17 protein-coding genes are annotated in these 16,007 nt (G+C 64.2%); 5 read left to right on the top strand and 12 right to left on the bottom strand.

All coding sequences use genetic code 11. The annotated features are described in order from the left end of the window. Positions 1 to 48 precede the first annotated feature (48 nt). From tsf to NE609_RS01355, 3 genes are all read right to left on the bottom strand, one after another. Complete coding sequence (gene tsf / locus NE609_RS01365) at positions 49 to 969, bottom strand: translation elongation factor Ts (RefSeq protein WP_101550711.1); 921 nt, start codon at positions 967 to 969, stop codon at positions 49 to 51. Between the two features lie 44 nt (positions 970 to 1,013). Beyond that, positions 1,014 to 1,766 (bottom strand): 30S ribosomal protein S2, encoded by a 753-nt coding sequence (gene rpsB, locus NE609_RS01360; RefSeq protein WP_121585637.1) that lies wholly within the window; start codon positions 1,764 to 1,766, stop codon positions 1,014 to 1,016. 198 nt (positions 1,767 to 1,964) lie between these two features. After that, the gene (locus tag NE609_RS01355; protein WP_121585638.1) at positions 1,965 to 2,264 is read right to left on the bottom strand and encodes a YlmC/YmxH family sporulation protein; all 300 of its coding nucleotides are present in this window, start codon (positions 2,262 to 2,264) and stop codon (positions 1,965 to 1,967) included. Positions 2,265 to 2,445: 181 nt separating this feature from the next. Between NE609_RS01355 and NE609_RS01350 the strand changes: the two genes are divergently transcribed. Continuing rightward, positions 2,446 to 3,831: a sodium-dependent transporter gene (locus NE609_RS01350; protein ID WP_101550717.1), complete on the top strand. Its 1,386-nt coding sequence runs from the start codon at positions 2,446 to 2,448 to the stop codon at positions 3,829 to 3,831. A 44-nt stretch (positions 3,832 to 3,875) separates the two neighbouring features. Here NE609_RS01350 and sigG read toward each other — a convergent pair whose 3' ends face one another. From sigG to NE609_RS01335, 3 genes are all read right to left on the bottom strand, one after another. Next, on the bottom strand, positions 3,876 to 4,646 hold the full coding sequence (gene sigG / locus NE609_RS01345) for an RNA polymerase sporulation sigma factor SigG (protein WP_101553215.1): 771 nt from the start codon (positions 4,644 to 4,646) through the stop codon (positions 3,876 to 3,878). Between the two features lie 171 nt (positions 4,647 to 4,817). Then, positions 4,818 to 5,498, bottom strand: a complete 681-nt coding sequence (sigE, locus tag NE609_RS01340; RefSeq protein ID WP_101553216.1) for an RNA polymerase sporulation sigma factor SigE — start codon at positions 5,496 to 5,498, stop codon at positions 4,818 to 4,820. Positions 5,499 to 5,560: 62 nt separating this feature from the next. Further along, positions 5,561 to 6,376: a sigma-E processing peptidase SpoIIGA gene (locus tag NE609_RS01335; RefSeq protein ID WP_121585640.1), complete on the bottom strand. Its 816-nt coding sequence runs from the start codon at positions 6,374 to 6,376 to the stop codon at positions 5,561 to 5,563. A 301-nt stretch (positions 6,377 to 6,677) separates the two neighbouring features. On the opposite strand from NE609_RS01335, the gene NE609_RS01330 reads away from it, so the two are divergent. Then, the gene (locus NE609_RS01330; RefSeq protein WP_146021702.1) at positions 6,678 to 6,977 is read left to right on the top strand and encodes a hypothetical protein; all 300 of its coding nucleotides are present in this window, start codon (positions 6,678 to 6,680) and stop codon (positions 6,975 to 6,977) included. An 80-nt stretch (positions 6,978 to 7,057) separates the two neighbouring features. Here NE609_RS01330 and NE609_RS01325 read toward each other — a convergent pair whose 3' ends face one another. From NE609_RS01325 to NE609_RS01305, 5 genes are read right to left on the bottom strand one after another with little or no spacing between them, the layout of a single operon-like run. Further along, a complete protein-coding gene (locus tag NE609_RS01325; protein ID WP_256151452.1) occupies positions 7,058 to 7,834 on the bottom strand; it encodes an ATP-binding cassette domain-containing protein in 777 nt (258 codons plus the stop codon). After that, positions 7,827 to 8,849, bottom strand: coding sequence for an ABC transporter ATP-binding protein (locus NE609_RS01320; RefSeq protein WP_305144815.1), 1,023 nt, complete (start codon positions 8,847 to 8,849; stop codon positions 7,827 to 7,829). The genes NE609_RS01325 and NE609_RS01320 overlap by 8 nt, the downstream gene beginning before the upstream one ends. A 13-nt stretch (positions 8,850 to 8,862) precedes the next feature. Further along, on the bottom strand, positions 8,863 to 10,407 hold the full coding sequence (locus tag NE609_RS01315; RefSeq protein WP_256151450.1) for an ABC transporter substrate-binding protein: 1,545 nt from the start codon (positions 10,405 to 10,407) through the stop codon (positions 8,863 to 8,865). Continuing rightward, positions 10,392 to 11,282 (bottom strand): ABC transporter permease, encoded by an 891-nt coding sequence (locus NE609_RS01310; protein ID WP_256151449.1) that lies wholly within the window; start codon positions 11,280 to 11,282, stop codon positions 10,392 to 10,394. Before NE609_RS01310 ends, NE609_RS01315 begins: the two co-directional genes overlap by 16 nt. Next, positions 11,279 to 12,256: an ABC transporter permease gene (locus NE609_RS01305; RefSeq protein ID WP_256151448.1), complete on the bottom strand. Its 978-nt coding sequence runs from the start codon at positions 12,254 to 12,256 to the stop codon at positions 11,279 to 11,281. Before NE609_RS01305 ends, NE609_RS01310 begins: the two co-directional genes overlap by 4 nt. Before the next feature lie 332 nt (positions 12,257 to 12,588). On the opposite strand from NE609_RS01305, the gene larE reads away from it, so the two are divergent. From larE to larC, 3 genes are read left to right on the top strand one after another with little or no spacing between them, the layout of a single operon-like run. Beyond that, positions 12,589 to 13,335, top strand: coding sequence for an ATP-dependent sacrificial sulfur transferase LarE (gene larE, locus NE609_RS01300; protein WP_256151447.1), 747 nt, complete (start codon positions 12,589 to 12,591; stop codon positions 13,333 to 13,335). A gap of 12 nt (positions 13,336 to 13,347) precedes the next feature. Next, on the top strand, positions 13,348 to 14,106 hold the full coding sequence (gene larB, locus NE609_RS01295) for a nickel pincer cofactor biosynthesis protein LarB (protein WP_256151446.1): 759 nt from the start codon (positions 13,348 to 13,350) through the stop codon (positions 14,104 to 14,106). Further along, a complete protein-coding gene (larC, locus tag NE609_RS01290) occupies positions 14,103 to 15,464 on the top strand; it encodes a nickel pincer cofactor biosynthesis protein LarC (RefSeq protein WP_256151445.1) in 1,362 nt (453 codons plus the stop codon). The genes larB and larC overlap by 4 nt, the downstream gene beginning before the upstream one ends. Before the next feature lie 46 nt (positions 15,465 to 15,510). Here the strand turns inward: larC and leuD are convergent, their stop codons facing one another. Continuing rightward, a complete protein-coding gene (leuD, locus tag NE609_RS01285; protein ID WP_101550736.1) occupies positions 15,511 to 16,005 on the bottom strand; it encodes a 3-isopropylmalate dehydratase small subunit in 495 nt (164 codons plus the stop codon). Positions 16,006 to 16,007: the final 2 nt, after the last annotated feature.

Raw genomic sequence — 16,007 nt, 5'->3', positions numbered from 1 at the left:
TACAAAAAAGGCGGCCGGATAACCGGCCGCCTTTCGACGGGAAAATCTTTACTTGATCATGCTGGCAACTTCGTCGGCGAAGTTGTCCTCGCGCTTCTCAAGGCCCTCGCCCTTCTCATAGCGGACGAAACCGGTGACCTTGATCGAGCCGCCGAGCTCCTTGGCGGTCTCCTCGGTGTACTGCGCCACGGTGATGTCGCCGTTCTTGACGAACGGCTGGTCCAGCAGGCAGTTCTCCTTGTAGTACTTGCCGATGCGGCCGTCGACCATCTTGGCGATGATCTGGGCGGGCTTGTTCTTGAGCTTCTCGTCGTTGGCGATCTGAGCGGTGAGGATCTCCTTCTCCTTCTCGATGACGTCCGCGGGAACGGAAGCCTCGTCGAGGAAGAGCGGATTGATCGCCGCGACCTGCATCGCGACGTCCTTCGCGTAGGCCTGGAAGCCCTCCTTGTCCGCGACGTCGGTCTCAAAGGTAACCATGACGCCGATGCGGCCGCCGCCGTGCACGTAGGTGACGAGCGGGCCCTCGGCATAGGTGAAGCGGCGGACCTTCATGTTCTCGCCGATCGTGAGGATCTTGTCGCGGAGCTCCTCCTCGACGGTCATGCTCATGCCGACCGCGGGGAGCTTCAAAAGCGCGTCGACATCGGCGGGCTTGTGGGCCGCGACTGTCTTGGCGCAGGATTTGACGAAGTCCATGAACTTATCGTTCTTCGCGACGAAGTCGGTCTCCGAATTGACCTCGATCACAACGCCGACCTTGGTGTCGTCGTCGACCATCGCGAGGACGACGCCCTCGGCCGCGATGCGGCCGGCCTTCTTGGTGGCCGCGGCGAGCCCCTTCTCACGGAGAATCTCAACCGCTTTTTCCATATCTCCATCCGCTTCGGTCAGAGCCTTTTTGCAGTCCATCATGCCGCAATTGGTCTGCTCACGCAGCGCCTGTACGTCTTTTGCAGTGAATGCCATTCGTGAAACCTCCATATATCTTTTATTCGTCCAAAAAGCCGGGATTACTTGTCGGCGGGAGCCTCGTCGGTCTCGTTCTCCTTCGCGGCGGCCTCTTCCGGGGCGACCTCGGTGCTGCCCTGGCGGCCCTCGATGAGGGCGTCGGCCATGGTGGCGCACAGCAGCTTGACGGCGCGGATCGCGTCGTCGTTGCCGGGGATCACGTAATCGATCTCATCGGGATCGCAGTTGGTGTCGACGATCGCGACGATGGGGATGCCCAGCTTGCGCGCCTCGGCGACGGCGATCTTCTCCTTGCGGGGGTCGACGACGAAGAGGGCGGACGGGAGCTTCTTCATGTCCTTGATGCCGCCGAGGAACTTCTCGAGCTTCTCGATCTCAAGGTTGAGCTTGCTGACTTCCTTCTTCGGGAGCAGCTCGAAGGTACCGTCCTCCTGCATCTTGCGCAGCTGCGCGAGGCGGTCGATCCGGCGGCGGATGGTCTTGAAGTTGGTCAGCATGCCGCCGAGCCATCTGGCGTTGACATAGTAAGCGCCGGCGCGGGTGGCCTCGTCACGGACGGAATCGCCCGCCTGCTTCTTGGTGCCGACGAACAGGAGGTTCCCGCCGTTGGCGGCCATGTCGCGGACGAACATATAGGCCTCGTCCAGCTTTTTGACGGTTTTCTGGAGGTCGATGATGTAGATGCCGTTGCGCTCGGTGAAGATGTAACGGGCCATCTTCGGGTTCCATCTCCGGGTCTGGTGGCCGAAGTGGACACCCGCCTCCAACAGTTGTTTCATTGATACTACGCCCATGATAAATTCCTCTCTTTCGGTTAAATTCCGCCACCACGTTCATCTCATCCCATCATCCCGGACCGGGACACCGATCAGATGATCGCGCGGTGTGTGTGTTACCGGCAGTATGCCAGCCGTAATATATTACCACAAAGAGAGGAAAAATGCAAGTATGAATTTCCCGCCGCACCAATATTTTGCGCGGTTTCGGGGCGTTTAGTCGTCCTCCAGGATACGGAACCACTTTCCGCGGCCGCCCGTGGAATTTTCCTGCGCCGGAAGGGTGTGGTTGACGAGGATGGTGTCCTCCCCGATCACCTCGATGTCCTGCCAGCGGATGACGGTGTCCTCCTCCCGGCCGAGCAGCCCGAAAAAGCGCAGCCTGCCGCGGATGACGATCGCCGTGACCGCCGCAGCCGCCGTGTCGATCTCCGCGTCCGAGACGTACCCGAGCTTGCTGCCGTTGCGCACGTTGATGACATATTTGTTCCGAAGGTCCCCCATCCGGCAAAACATGGCCCTTCCCCCTTGTGCTGATTTGATAAAAGTATATGTGCGCGTTTGGGGAAATAGTTCTTCCGCCAATCAATTGACATTTGGTTGGAAATCCCTTATGATAAACTTTATGAACAATTTGTAAACCCCGCAAACGGGAATCCCCGGCAGAGCAGGGACCTGCCGGGACGGAGGTGTTTTTGTGCAAAGGGAAAAATTTTCTTCGCGGCTCGGCTTCCTGCTGATCTCGGCGGGCTGCGCCATCGGAATCGGCAACGTCTGGCGGTTCCCCTACATCACGGGACAGTACGGCGGCGCGGCGTTCGTGCTGATCTACCTGTTCTTCCTCGTCATCCTCGGCCTGCCGATCATGGTGATGGAGTTCTCGGTCGGCCGCGCCAGCCAGAAGAGCGCCGCCCGCTCGTTCGACGTGCTCGAGCCCAAGGGCAGCAAATGGCACCTGTATAAATACGGCGCCATGCTCGGCAACTACATGCTGATGATGTTTTATACGACCGTCGGCGGCTGGATGCTCATCTACTTTGTGAAGATGGCGGGCGGCGAGTTCGTCGGCAAGACCCCGGAAGAGGTCGGCGGCATCTTCAACGGCATGCTCGGCGACCCGCTGCTCATGATGATCTGGATGGTGATCGTCGTCGTGATCGGCTTCAGCGTCTGCTCGATGGGGTTGCAGAACGGCGTGGAAAAGATCACCAAGGCGATGATGAGCTGCCTGCTGCTCATCATGGTCGTGCTCGTCGTACGCTCGGTCACGCTGCCGGGCGCGGGCGAAGGACTCCGGTTTTACCTCATGCCCGATTTCGGCAAGATGGCCGACCAGGGCATCACCACCGTCGTCTCCGCCGCCATGGGGCAGGCGTTCTTCACCCTCAGCCTCGGCATCGGCGCAATGGCCATCTTCGGCAGCTACATCGGCAAGGACCGCTCCCTCACCGGCGAGTCGATCAGCATCACGCTGCTCGACACCTTCGTCGCGCTGATGGCGGGCCTGATCATCTTCCCCGCCTGCTCGGCGTTCGGCGTCGACTCGGCGCAGGGCCCCGGCCTCGTCTTCGTCACCCTGCCCAACATCTTCAACGAGATGCCCGGCGGACGGGTGTTCGGCGCGCTCTTCTTCGTCTTCATGTCCTTCGCCGCCCTCTCGACCATCATCGCGGTGTTCGAGAACATCGTCTCCTTCGGCATGGACCTGTGGGGCTGGACCCGCAAAAAGACGGTTGCCGTCAACTTTGTGGCGATCATCCTGCTTTCGATCCCCTGCGTGCTCGGCTACAACCTGTGGAGCGGCTTTGTCCCGCTCGGCGCGGGTTCCGCGGTGCTCGACCTCGAGGACTTCATCGTCAGCAACAACCTGCTGCCGCTCGGCTCCCTCGTCTACCTGCTCTTCTGCACCTCCCGGTACGGATGGGGCTGGAAAAACTTCCTTACCGAGGCGGACACCGGAAACGGCGTCAAATTCCCCAAATGGTCGCGGATCTACGTCTCCTACATCCTGCCGATCATCGTGCTGATCCTCTTCGTGCAGGGCTACTGGGACAAGATTTTCAAGGCGCTGTTCATGCGCTGATCCATGAAAAGAAAAAGGAAGCCGCCCGCGGGCGGCTTCCTTTTTTAGATGTGTTTTTTGATCCAGTCGAGCGCGCCCTTTTCCAGCCGGGAGACCTGCGCCTGTGAAATGCCGATCTCCTTGGCGACCTCCATCTGGGTCTTGCCGACGAAAAAGCGCAGCGTGAGAATCCTCTTCTCCCGATCGCCGAGGCTCTTCATCGCCTCCTTGATCGCAATCTCGTCCATCCAGTCGCTCTCGCCGCCCTTGTCACCCACCTGGTCCATCACGTAGATGGTGTCTCCGCCGTCCGAGTAGACCGGCTCGTAGAGGGACATCGGCTCGACGATCGCCTCGAGCGCGAGCACGACGTCCTCCTTTTTGGCCCCCATCTCCGCTGCGATCTCGTCTACGGTCGGCTCCTTGGAGTTGCGGTTGATGAGCGTCTCCTTCGCCTGCATCGCCTTATAGGCGAGGTCGCGCAGCGAACGGCTCACCCGCACCGAGTTGTTGTCGCGCAGATGGCGGCGGATTTCCCCGATGATCATCGGCACCCCGTAGGTGGAAAAGCGCACGTTCTGGTTGGGATCGAAGTTGTCGATCGCCTTGATCAGTCCGATGCACCCCACCTGGAAGAGGTCGTCCAGATTTTCGCCGCGGTTGGTAAACTTCTGCACGACCGACAGCACCAGCCGCAGGTTGCCGTTGATCATCTCCTGGCGCGCCTGCTGATCCCCCTGCCGGATGCGCTTTAACAGCTCGATCTTTTCCTTTTCCTTTAAAACGGTCAGCTTGGCCGTATTGATCCCGCAGATTTCCACCTTGTTGTAATACACGTTTCGCACCCCGCTCACCCGAATCTTTCTAAATTCAGTATGAGCAGGGGAATTTGCAAACATACGCTTTCCAAAAATTGCTTGACCGGCGCGGCAGCTTTTTCCGGGACGCGCGGGAAGGCCCCGGCACGGAATCTCCGTGCCGGGGCCTTCCTGTAAAGTGGGGTGCCGTTACAGGGTCTTTTCCAGCTCCTTCTTGAGCTTTTTGATGATGCGCTTTTCCAGCCGCGAGATGTACGACTGGGAGATGCCGATGATGTCCGCGACCTCCTTCTGGGTCTTCTCCTCGCTGCCGAGCAGGCCGAACCGCAGCTTCATAATGAGCTGTTCGCGCTCGTCGAGATGGCTGATCGCGCCGAGCAGGAGGTTCTTTTCCGCCTCGTCCTCGATGGGACGGTTGATGCTGTCCGGATCGGTGCCCAGAATATCCGAAAGAAGCAGCTCGTTGCCGTCCCAGTCGATGTTGAGCGGCTCGTCGATCGAGATTTCGTTCCTGTGCGACTGGTTTTTGCGCAGGTGCATGAGGATCTCGTTTTCGATGCAGCGGGAGGCGTAGGTGGCCAGCTTGATGTTCTTCTGCGGGCAGAAGGTGTTCACCGCCTTGATCAGCCCGATCGTCCCGATCGAGATGAGGTCCTCCACGCAGATGCCGGTCGACTCGAATTTTTTGGCGATGTAGACGACCAGCCGCAGATTATGTACCGTCAATGTCTCCTTCGCGCCCTCGTCGTTCTCCTCGAGCTTGCGGAAGACGATCTTTTCCTCCTCCTTGGAGAGCGGAGCGGGCAGCGTCTCCGGGCCGTTGATGTAGTAGGCCCGCCGCCGCCACAGCCGCCGGAAGATTTCGCGCAGCCGCCCGAACAGCCCGGCCGCCCGCGCCCGTAATGTCGTGATCAAATAAATACGCCCCTTCCCTAATGCGCCCGGTCGATGATCTGCGGGTTGATGAGCGCCTGGTATTCCCCGCTGATCGGTTCGCGGCTCGCCGCTATGTAGACGTCGGAGGTCCGGATCGTCCTGCCTCCTCCGGTGATCTGGATTTCATCGGGCCGGAACCCCTCGAGCGCCCCCTCCCCCGTCACCGTCCGGCAGGGGATCACCCGGAAGCCCGCATGCTCGGGCGGACGGACCCGTTCCGCCAGCGTCCGGTCGCAGACGATGACCGGAGCGCCGGAAAAAGGCTCCCGCAAATCGCTGCCGGTATCCGCGAGCCCCTTGCAGGAGACCGCCCTCCCGCCCGCCGTCACGGTGATCTCATAGAGCCGGCGCTCGTCGACCCGGCCCGCGAAGAGCCGCTCGAAGAGCAATAGGAACAGGTAGGCGGCGGTCGTGGAGAGGATGAGCGCCAGCACGGAGATGTCGAAGTAGACCACGCCGTTATAGAAGATCATCCCGGCGGGCGCGAGCAGGCGGGAGAGCGCCAGCATGAGCCCCGCGAAGAGGAAGCTCACCGCAAAGGTGACAAAAAGGGCCTTTGCGAGCCTCTGCCACGGGCGGACGCCGAAGGCGGCCGCCGCCATCGCCAGGGCGAGCAGGATTTTATAGAGGATCTGGAACCACATCCCGACATAGGGCAGGAAGATGACGAGCGACCCGAGCGCGCCGACGAGCGCCCCGGCGCACAGCCTCCAGCGGCATATCACCACGCCGAGCAGCTTGGCAGAGGCGAGCAGGAGCAGGAGATTGACGATATAATTCACCACCACCAGCACATCGGCATAAACTGTCATAACCGCCCCGCCCCCTCGAAAAGTTCCAAGCTGATATTGTCCAACAGGACTATTATAGAGAGCGGACAAGTTTTGTTTCTGTCGAAATCGCGGGACAAATCATCGGATTTCTCCAAAGCCCCGCGCGGGCTAACACGATGGGCCCCTCCCGCATACAATGAGAGAGAACAGCAACTGTATCGGAGCGTCCGGCGGGGCTCCATGCCAGCCCTTTCCTGCCGCACGGGACCGCGCGCGGCGTTCTTATCCCTGTGAGCTGTGCTTTTGATACATTTATTCTGAGAAAAAGGTGTGATCGTTAATGGCTTGTTGTTGTAACAACAGGAACCGCTGCAACTGCGGCTGCAACTGCTGCCGGAAAAAGATGGACGAATGCCGCATCCAGCCCGTCAGCGGATGCCGTCCCAACAGCGACTGCTGCTGGTATCCGGTTGATGTCACGTCCGACAACGGACGCCAGATGAGGCTTTGCTGCGACCAGAGCGGCTGCTGCGGGATGTTCCCCGAGGACTGCCGGAATACCTTCTGGCCCGACTTCGCCCATCCGCGGTGGCTCTGCTGCAAGGACCTCTACTGCGCGAGGAGAAAGTGCGGCTGCTGACCTCCCGGTTTCGGGGCTGCGCCGCCCGTGCAGAACATAAAAAAGGTGCGCAGCAACCGCTGCGCACCTTTTTTATCGCTTTACAACCATACGGCCGCCCCGCGGGGCGGGCGTCCCGATGCCCGATAACAGTCCGGGTCGGGCACCGGCACCGCCTCGAGCAGCGCCCGTGTATAGGGGTGGCGCGGACGCCCGCAGACCTCCGCGGTCTCCCCCAGCTCGACGAGCTTTCCCGCCCTCATGACGCCGATGCGCCCGCAGACCCGCCGCACCGCGGCAAGGTCGTGGGAGATCAGCAGGACGGACATGCCCCGCTCCCGCCGCAGGCGCAGGAAGAGGTTCAAAATCTGCGCGCGCACCGACATGTCGAGCGAGGCGGCAGGTTCGTCGGCGAGCAGGAGATCGGGGTCGGGCGCGAGCGCCCGCGCCACCGTGATCCGCTGCTGCTGCCCGCCCGAAAGGCCGCCCGGAAAGCAGCCGGCGAGTTCTTCGCCGAGGCCGACCAGCCCGAGCAGTTCGCGCGCCCTTTCCCTGCGTTCGGCGCGCCCGCCCCGGCGCAGGATGTCGAGCGGCTCGCAGATCAGCTCTTCGGCCGTCATGCGCGGATTGAGGGAGCCGGACGCGTCCTGGAAGATCATCTGGAAGCTCCCCGCGAGGCGGATTTCGCCGTCCTCCGGACGGCAGAGCCCGGCGACGCAGCGGGCGACGGTCGATTTGCCCGAGCCGCTCTCCCCGACGAGCCCGAAGAGTTCCCCGCGCCCGATCGAAAAGGACACGCCGTCGACCGCGTGGATCTCCGCGCCGCCCGACAAAAAGCGTTTTTGCAGCCCGCATACCGAAAGCAGCGGCTCATCCACCGGCGCTCACCCGCCTTTCCCCAATCCCGGCGGGCGGGTCGACGCGCGGCGCGTCGGGATGCAGCAGCCAGGTCGCGGCATAGTGGGTATCGGAAACGCGGAAGAGGGGCGGCTCCTCCCGCCAGTCGACGCCCAGCGCCCAGGGATTCCGCGGGGCAAACGCGTCGCCCGCGGGTGGATGGAGCAGGTCGGGAGGCGCGCCTGGAATGCTGAAGAGCTCCCCCGTTCCCTCCGGGGAGGGAACGGACGCGAGCAGCCCCCAGGTGTAGGGATGGCGCGGATCGTGGTAGATTTCCTCCGCGGCGCCGATTTCGACGAGCTTTCCCGCGTACATGACGGCGACGCGCCCGGCGATCCGCGCCGCCGCGCCGAGGTCGTGGGTGATAAAGAGGATCGCTGTGCCCGTCTGGTGCTGGATGTCCCGCAGCAGATCGAGCATCTGCGCCTGCACGGTCGCGTCGAGCGCGGTGGTCGGCTCGTCGGCGACAAGCAGCTTCGGGCCGCAGGCAAGCGCCGACGCGAGCACGCAGCGCTGGAGCATCCCGCCGGAAAACTGGTGCGGATAGTCGCCGTACCGCCGCGCGGGTTCGGAGATGCCGGTCAGGGCCATCAGCTCGAGCGCGCGCGCCTTCGCCCCGGCACGGGAGATCCCTCCGTGCGCGCGGGCGGCGCGGGCGATCTGGCTTCCCACCGGCAGGGAGGGGTTCAGCGCGGACATCGGGTTTTGCAGCACGAGCGCGATCTCCTTCCCGCGGATCCCCTCGAGCTCCCGCTCGCCCATCGCGGCGAGATCCCGCCCCGCGTAGAGGATGCTCCCGCCCGCGACCCGCCCCCGGTGGGGCAGCAGGCCGAGCAGGCTCTTGCAGAGCACCGACTTGCCGCAGCCGCTCTCCCCCACGACCGCGAGCGTCTCCCCCGCGCAAAGCGAGAAGGAGACGCCGCGCACCGCCCGGATGACGCCGCGCGGGGAGTCAAACGCGATCTTCAGATCCCGCACCTCAAGCAGCGCGTCCATGGTCATTCCCCCTTCAGGCGAGCGTCCAGTCTTTGACGTTCCAGAAGATGCCCACCCCGTGGTGGCCGAGGACCGTGTCGGGCGCGATCCCCTGCACCCGGTCCTTCGCGACGTAGACGGCGTCGGCATAGGCCAGGAAGGTGTAGGGCAAATCGTCGGTCAGCGCCTCCTGGAACGCCTGATAGTATTTCATCCGGTCGGCGGAGACGTCGGTGCCGCGCGCTTTCCCGAGCAGGTCGTCCACGCGGGGGTTGGAGTAGTTCCCGTAGTTGGCCGCCTGCCCGGTGCCGAACACCTTGTAGGTGTGGTCGTCGGGGTCGAAGGGGCTTCCCCAGCCGATCAGATAGGCGGCCTGCCCCGCCCAGTCGATCTCGGAATCGATCGAGACGGTCACGTCCGCGCCCGCCTCGGAGAACTGCTGCGCGCAGATGTTCGCCATGTCGACGCGCACCGGGTCCCCCTCGGGGCAGTGGATCGTAAAGGCCAGCCGGTCGCCGTCCTTCTGGTAGACGCCGTCGGAGCCCTGCCGCCAGCCCGCCGCTTCGAGCATCGCGCGGGTCTTGACCGGATCGTACTGGAACTTTTCAACGGCCGGATTGTTGTAGGGGCCGGACTGGAGGGGCGAGTAGGCGGGCCGGCCCTTGCCGAGCAGGACGCTGTCGACGATCGCCTGCCGGTCGACCGCGTAGCTCAGCGCGTTGGGCAGCTCGCGGTATTTGGCGAAGAGCGGATGGTTGAAGTTATAGAGGACCCCCCGGTAGTCGGAGGTCTTCATGTCGTAGACGGTAAAGCCCTCCGCGTCCCCGAACGACCGCGCGTCCTGCGGGGAAACCTGCGCGAGGTCGAGCTCCCCCGACCGAAGCTGCATGGCGCGCGCCTTCTCGTCGGGCACGATCTTGAAAATGATCCGCCCGATCTTCGGCGTGCCCGCGTAGTAATCAGGGTTGCGCTCGAGCTCGATGCTCTGCCCCGCGTCCCACGCGACAAGCTTGTAGGGGCCGGTCCCGACCGGCGCCTGGTTGAAGGGGTCGGTGACGAGGTCCTTCCCCTCGAGCAGGTGCTTCGGGAGGATTCCGATCGCGAGGTAATCGAGCATCGCGGCGTTGGGTGAGGAAAGCGTGATCCTCACGGTATGGTCGTCGGGCGTCTCAATCGCCGCGATGTCCTCATAGTTGGAGGCGATCTCCGAGAGGTTCTCGGGGGCGAGGATCGCTTCCAGCGTGAACTTTACGTCTGCGGAGGTGAACGGTTCGCCGTCGTGCCATTTGACGCCCTTCCGGAGCGCAAAGGTGTAGGTGAGGCTGTCGCGGTCGTACTCCCACTTTTCCGCCAGCCCGGGGATGATCTTGTTTTCCCCGTCGCGGGCGGTCAGCCCCGAAAAGAGCAGCAGATTCACTTCCCCGTGCTCATAGAGCGCGGGGTTGATGCTCGTGTAGTCCCCGCTGCCATAGACGAGAGTCGTTTCTTCCGGTTCCCCGCCCGCCGCGCCGCAGCCCGGCAGGAGGAAGAGGACCGCCGCCAGCAGGGCGGCGAGGAGGCGCGTTACAGATTGCTGCATGTTTTGTTACCCTCCCTGCGGATGTAATTTCCAATGTCGGTGATGGAGACGAGCGTCACGATCAGAAAGACGCCCGGTATGACGATGACCCACCAGCTCCCGGACAGGAGCGCCCGGTCGGCCTGGGAGAGCAGGCTCCCCCACGAGACGACGCCGACCGGCAGGCCGAGCCCCAGAAAGCTGAGGGTCGATTCGGTCGCGATCGCCGCGCTGATGTTGGTGACGACCATGAACATGAGGGGCGACAGGAGATTCGGCAGCAGGTGCCGCCTTAGGATGTGCCAGAAGCCCGCCTTCATCGTGCGCGCCGCGAGGACGTAGGCGCTGTGCCGCAGCCTGCGCACCTCCCCGCGCACGACCTGCGCCATCTGCATCCAGCCGGTCACGCCGACAACCAGTGCGATGCCCGCCGGGCTTTGGCGGCCGATGACCGCCTGCAAAAAGATGACGAGCAGGATGGACGGCACCGAGAGGGAAAGCTCGATGAAGCGCATCATCGCGGCATCCGCCTTAGCGGGCGCGACTCCGCTGACGCTGCCGTAGAGCAGGGCGATCGCGGTTGATATCGCGGCCGCGAGGCACCCCACGAAGAGGGACACCCGTCCCCCGTGCCAGATCATGGAAAAGAGGTCGCGCCCCATCGGGTCGGTGCCGAACCAGAATTCCGACGAGGGCGGCGCGCCGATGTGCGATAGGTCGAGGTATCCGGGGTCGCGCGGCGCGAGCGCGCCCGCGAGGGCGCACCCCAGCAGGATCAGCCCGAGCAGCCAGAATGCGGCCCACGGCCGTTTGGCGCGCGGCTTCGGGGGCGACAGCGGCGGCGCCGCGCCGGGGGGCGCGGGCGCGAAGGAGAAGTCGCCGGGCAGAAAATTCATCGCGCGCCCCTCCCCCTCATACGCGGGTCGAGCGCCCCGCCGAGCGCCCGCGCCGCCATGCCCGCGAGCATGACGACCGCGCCGGTGATGAGGCAGAGGACGAGCAGCATGTTGTAGTCGTGATATTTCGCGCTTTCAAAACAGAGTGTGCCCAGCCCTGGATAGGAAAACACCTTTTCCACGATGTAGGTGCCGCCCAGAATATGCGGGATCGACACCGCCATCAGCCCGAAATAGGAGGGCAGGACGTTGCGCAGGCACTGGGTGAAGAGGATTTTGCGGCGGCTGAGCCCCTCCGCGCGGCAGAGCAGGACATAGTCCTGCCGCACCTCGTCAAGCAGGCGGTTGCGGATGAGGTAGGCGTAGTACCAGAGGTGCCCGAGCACCAGCACGGCGAGCGGCAGGGCAAGATGGCGCAGGCGCCCCAAAAGGTCGTACGGCCTGCCGATGTCGTAGGCCCCGCTCGAAGGCAGCAGGCCCAGCTCGACGCTGAACAGCAGGATCAGCAGAAGCGCCAGCCAGAAGGAAGGGATGCAGCCGGTCACGGTGCCGATCCGCCGGACGGCGCGGTCGGCCGGCGAATCCTCCCGCAGCGCGCAGAAGGCCCCCAGCAGCAGCGCCAGCCCGAAGGTCAGCAGGTAGGCGGTCACGCCGAGCAGCAGCGTGTTCCCGTAGACGCCGCCGATTACCGTCATCACGTCCCGCTTATACTGGAAGGAGACGCCGAAGTCGCCCCGGAGCGCGTTTTGAAGCCACGCGCCGTACTGCACGATGATCGGGCGGTCCAGCCCGAGCCGGTCGAGCGCGTCGGCGCGCTCGGATTCGCTGAGGCGTTCCGCACTCTCGCCGTAGTAGGAGCGCAGCGGGTCGCCGGGGGAAAGCCGCGAGAGGAAAAAGACCGCCAGGGAAAGCAGAAACAGCGCCAGCACAAACCCCAGCGCCCGCCTGGCCGCGTTTTTCACCGCGCGCTTCATCTTTTCACCCTCCCCCGTCAAATTTGACACAAAAGAAAAAACCATGAAAAATCCCCCGCGTTGCCCGCGGGAAAATCTTCATGATTTCATTCGTCAAATCGTCTATACTGACTGCCGTCCCTTCGTGGGCGGCGCACGCGTCCGCTTCTGCGGACCTCACTAAGGATACCCGAATGAAACGGATTTGTCAAGTCGCCGCGATTGACAAACCGGCCCCGTTATTGTAAACTGGTAGCGCACAGGAAGTGCGCTGTCTGTGGTCAAGCCACGGAGAAAACCGCCAGAAGGCTCACGCTTCGTGAGCCTTTTTTTGTCGACAGGAGGTCTTTGGGATGCCTCTCGAATCCTTTTTTGCCGCGCACCCGCGGGTAGCGGTCGCGTTCTCCGGCGGGGTGGATTCCGCCTACCTGCTCTACGCCGCCAAGACGGCGGGCTGCGATGCGGCCGCCTACTTTTTGAAGACGCCCTTCCAGCCCCGGTTCGAGCTGGAGGACGCCCAAAAGCTCGCGGGCCAGCTCGGCGTGCCGCTGCACATCGTCGAATACGACGTGCTCGGAGTCCCCGGCGTCGCGGAGAACGGGCCGCTGCGCTGCTACCACTGCAAGCGCGCGCTCTTCACCCGGCTGTGGGAGGCCGCGCGTGCCGACGGGTTCGAGGAGCTCTGCGACGGCACCAACGCCTCGGACGACGGCGCCGACCGGCCGGGCATGAAGGCGCTCGCGGAGCTTGGGGTGCTTTCCCCCCTGCGGGAGGCGGGCCTCTCCAAGCCGGAGATCCGCCGGCTTTCCCGCGAGGCGGGGCTTTTCACCCACGATAAGCCCGCCTATGCCTGTCTTGCCACCCGGGTCCCCACCGGCACGCCGATCACCCCCGGCCTGCTGGAAAAGACCGAACGCGCCGAAAACGCCCTCTTTTCCCTCGGGTTCACCGATTTTCGGGTGCGGTTTTTTTGCGGCGCGGCGCGCATCCAGCTCCCGGAGGGGCAGCTTTCCCGCGCGCTTTTGGCGCGGCAGTCGATTTTGGACGCGCTATCCCCCGATTTTGACGCGGTGCTGCTCGATCTGCGGCCGCGCGGTTAAGGAGACGACTTGATGGAACAGGACCGGATTTTACAGATTTTGCAGGAGGTCAAAGCGGGGGCGGTCACGCCCGAGCAGGCGATGCTGGACCTGAAGATGTGCCCGTTTGAGGATCTGGGCTACGCGAAGGTGGACCACCACCGCGCCCTGCGGCAGGGCGTCCCCGAAGTCATCTTCGGCAGCGGCAAGACGCCCGGACAGATCGTCGGCATCACCCGCTCGATGCTGGCGCGCGGCAGCGGCGTGCTCATCACGCGCCTCTCCCCCGAGGCGGCGGAGGCGGTCGCGGTGGAAATCGAGATCAGCTACGATCCCGTCTCCCGCATCGCCTTCGCTGGGGAGCGTCCCGCGCCCGACACGGAGGGGCGGATCGTCGTCGCGACGGGCGGCACGAGCGACATCCCCGTCGCGGAGGAGGCCGCCGTCACCGCCGAGTCGCTCGGCAACCCGGTGGAGCGGCTCTACGACGTGGGGGTCGCGGGGCTGCACCGGCTTCTCGCAAAGCTGAACGTGCTCATGAGCGCCCGCGTGGTGGTCGCCGTCGCGGGCATGGAGGGGGCGCTCGCCAGCGTGATCGGCGGGCTGTGCGACTGCCCGGTCATCGCCGTGCCCACCAGCATCGGCTACGGCGCGAATTTCGGCGGGCTCTCCGCTCTGCTCTCGATGCTCAATTCCTGCGCGAGCGGCGTGTCGGTCGTCAACATCGACAACGGCTTCGGCGCGGGCTATCTCGCCAGCATGATCAACCACATGGGAGGGACGAAATCATGAAGACGCTCTACCTCGAATGTCAGATGGGCGCGGCGGGCGACATGCTGATGGCCGCGCTGCTCGAGCTGCTGCCCGATCCCGCGCCCTTTCTCGCCCGGATGAACGCGCTGGGCATCCCCGGCGTGGAGATCACGGGCGAACCCATGCAGAAATGCGGCATCACCGGCACCCACGTCCGCGTCAGGGTGCGCGGCGAGGAGGAGCAGAGCGAGGACGTCGGCGGCCATGCCCATCCCCACACGCAGGAGGCGCCCCACGTCCATGAGCACCCCCACACGCACGACCACGGAGAGGCTCCCCATGACCGCGGGCATCTTCACGAGCATGAGCACAGCGGGGAGACGCCGCACACGCACGAACACGGCCACGAACACGGGGAGGGCCACAGCCATCCGCACGGGCATCATCACTACAGCTTTTCCGATATCCGCGCGCTGATCGAAGGATTCGACCTGCCCGCCGAGGTCCGGTCGGACGCGATCGCCGTCTACCGCCTCATCGCCGAGGCGGAATCCCACGCGCACGGCGTTGCGGCCGAGGAGGTGCATTTCCACGAGGTCGGCTCGATGGACGCGGTCGCGGACATCGTCGGCTGCTGCCTGCTCTTCCACCTGATCGGCGCGGACCGCGTCGCCGCCTCCCCCGTCCACGTCGGAAGCGGCTTCGTGCGCTGCGCGCACGGGGTTCTGCCCGTGCCCGCGCCCGCCACCGCCTACCTTTTGCGCGGCGTGCCCGCCTACGGCGGCGAGGTGCGCGGCGAGCTCTGCACCCCGACCGGCGCGGCGCTGCTGCGGCACTTTGTTTCCTCCTTCGGCCCGATGCCCGTTATGGCGGCGGAAAAGATCGGCTACGGCATGGGCAGCAAGGAGTTTGAGCGCGCCAACTGCCTGCGCGCCTTCCTCGGCGAGGAGGACGGCGGCATGGACGAAACCTGCGAGCTCCGCTGCAACCTCGACGACATGACCCCCGAGGCGGTCGGCGCGGCGGTCGACCTGCTCTTCGCGGCGGGCGCGCTCGACGTCTTCCTGACCCCCATCCAGATGAAAAAGAACCGGCCGGGCGTGATGCTCACCTGCCTTGCCCGTCCCGCGCAGAAGCAGGCGGTGGTCGACGCCATGCTCCTGCACACCTCGACCCTCGGCGTGCGGGAGCACACCTGCCGCCGCACGGTGCTGCGGTCCTCCCTTTCGACGGTGGACACCCCCTACGGCCCCATCTGCGTCAAGCGGAGCAGCGGCCACGGGGTCTCCAAGGAGAAGCCGGAGTACGCCGACGTGCTCGCCGCCGCCAAGGCGCACGGCGTCCCGTTTGAAACGGTCTGGCGGCATGCCGTCGCCGCCTGCGAATCCGAAGCATGAAAGCGAAAAACGCCCGCCGGCCACCAAGTGGCCGGCGGGCGTTTTGTCATTTCCCCATCCTGCGGCGGATGGAATTCAAAAGGCCGTCCGCGTCGATGATCTCTTTTATAAACGCGGGGAAGGGCGCGGCGGTGTAGCTTTCCTCCCGCGTGAGGTTTCGGATGACGCCCGTATCGAAGTCCACCTCGACGCGGTCGCCGTTTTGGATCGCGTCGCTCGCCTGCTCGCACTCGAGGATCGGCAGGCCGATGTTGATCGCATTGCGGTAGAAGATGCGCGCGAACGTCTTGGCGATCACGCAGGAGACGCCGTTTTCCTTGATGACCATCGGTGCGTGCTCGCGGGAGGAGCCGCAGCCGAAGTTCCAGCCGCCGACGATCATGTCGCCCGGCCGCACCTTTTTGACGAACTCCGCGTCGATGTCCTCCATGCAGTGGGAGGCGAGCTCCCCTCGGTCGGAGATGTTGAGGCAGCGCGCGGGGATGATGACGTCGGTATCGATGTTGTCCCCATATTTGTGGACGGTTCCGGTAGCTTTCATTG

Origin of the sequence: Anaerotruncus sp. DFI.9.16 (assembly GCF_024461615.1) — a bacterium.
GTDB lineage: Bacteria > Bacillota > Clostridia > Oscillospirales > Ruminococcaceae > Anaerotruncus > Anaerotruncus massiliensis.
The sequence above is the reverse complement of the archived record's forward strand: the minus strand, read 5'-3'. Positions and strand labels throughout refer to the sequence as shown.

What these genes read in the sequence shown, in the direction of transcription:
- NE609_RS01355 (WP_121585638.1), bottom strand. Translation starts at nt 2,264, where the DNA reads ATGTTTTGCCGGATGGGGGACCTTCGGAACAAATATGTCATCAACGTG.
- leuD (WP_101550736.1), bottom strand. Translation starts at nt 16,005, where the DNA reads ATGAAAGCTACCGGAACCGTCCACAAATATGGGGACAACATCGATACC.
- NE609_RS01305 (WP_256151448.1), bottom strand. Translation starts at nt 12,256, where the DNA reads ATGAAGCGCGCGGTGAAAAACGCGGCCAGGCGGGCGCTGGGGTTTGTG.
- NE609_RS01320 (WP_305144815.1), bottom strand. Translation starts at nt 8,849, where the DNA reads ATGGACGCGCTGCTTGAGGTGCGGGATCTGAAGATCGCGTTTGACTCC.
- NE609_RS01310 (WP_256151449.1), bottom strand. Translation starts at nt 11,282, where the DNA reads ATGAATTTTCTGCCCGGCGACTTCTCCTTCGCGCCCGCGCCCCCCGGC.
- NE609_RS01330 (WP_146021702.1), top strand. Translation starts at nt 6,678, where the DNA reads ATGGCTTGTTGTTGTAACAACAGGAACCGCTGCAACTGCGGCTGCAAC.
- larE (WP_256151447.1), top strand. Translation starts at nt 12,589, where the DNA reads ATGCCTCTCGAATCCTTTTTTGCCGCGCACCCGCGGGTAGCGGTCGCG.
- tsf (WP_101550711.1), bottom strand. Translation starts at nt 969, where the DNA reads ATGGCATTCACTGCAAAAGACGTACAGGCGCTGCGTGAGCAGACCAAT.
- larC (WP_256151445.1), top strand. Translation starts at nt 14,103, where the DNA reads ATGAAGACGCTCTACCTCGAATGTCAGATGGGCGCGGCGGGCGACATG.
- NE609_RS01335 (WP_121585640.1), bottom strand. Translation starts at nt 6,376, where the DNA reads ATGACAGTTTATGCCGATGTGCTGGTGGTGGTGAATTATATCGTCAAT.
- NE609_RS01315 (WP_256151450.1), bottom strand. Translation starts at nt 10,407, where the DNA reads ATGCAGCAATCTGTAACGCGCCTCCTCGCCGCCCTGCTGGCGGCGGTC.
- rpsB (WP_121585637.1), bottom strand. Translation starts at nt 1,766, where the DNA reads ATGGGCGTAGTATCAATGAAACAACTGTTGGAGGCGGGTGTCCACTTC.
- larB (WP_256151446.1), top strand. Translation starts at nt 13,348, where the DNA reads ATGGAACAGGACCGGATTTTACAGATTTTGCAGGAGGTCAAAGCGGGG.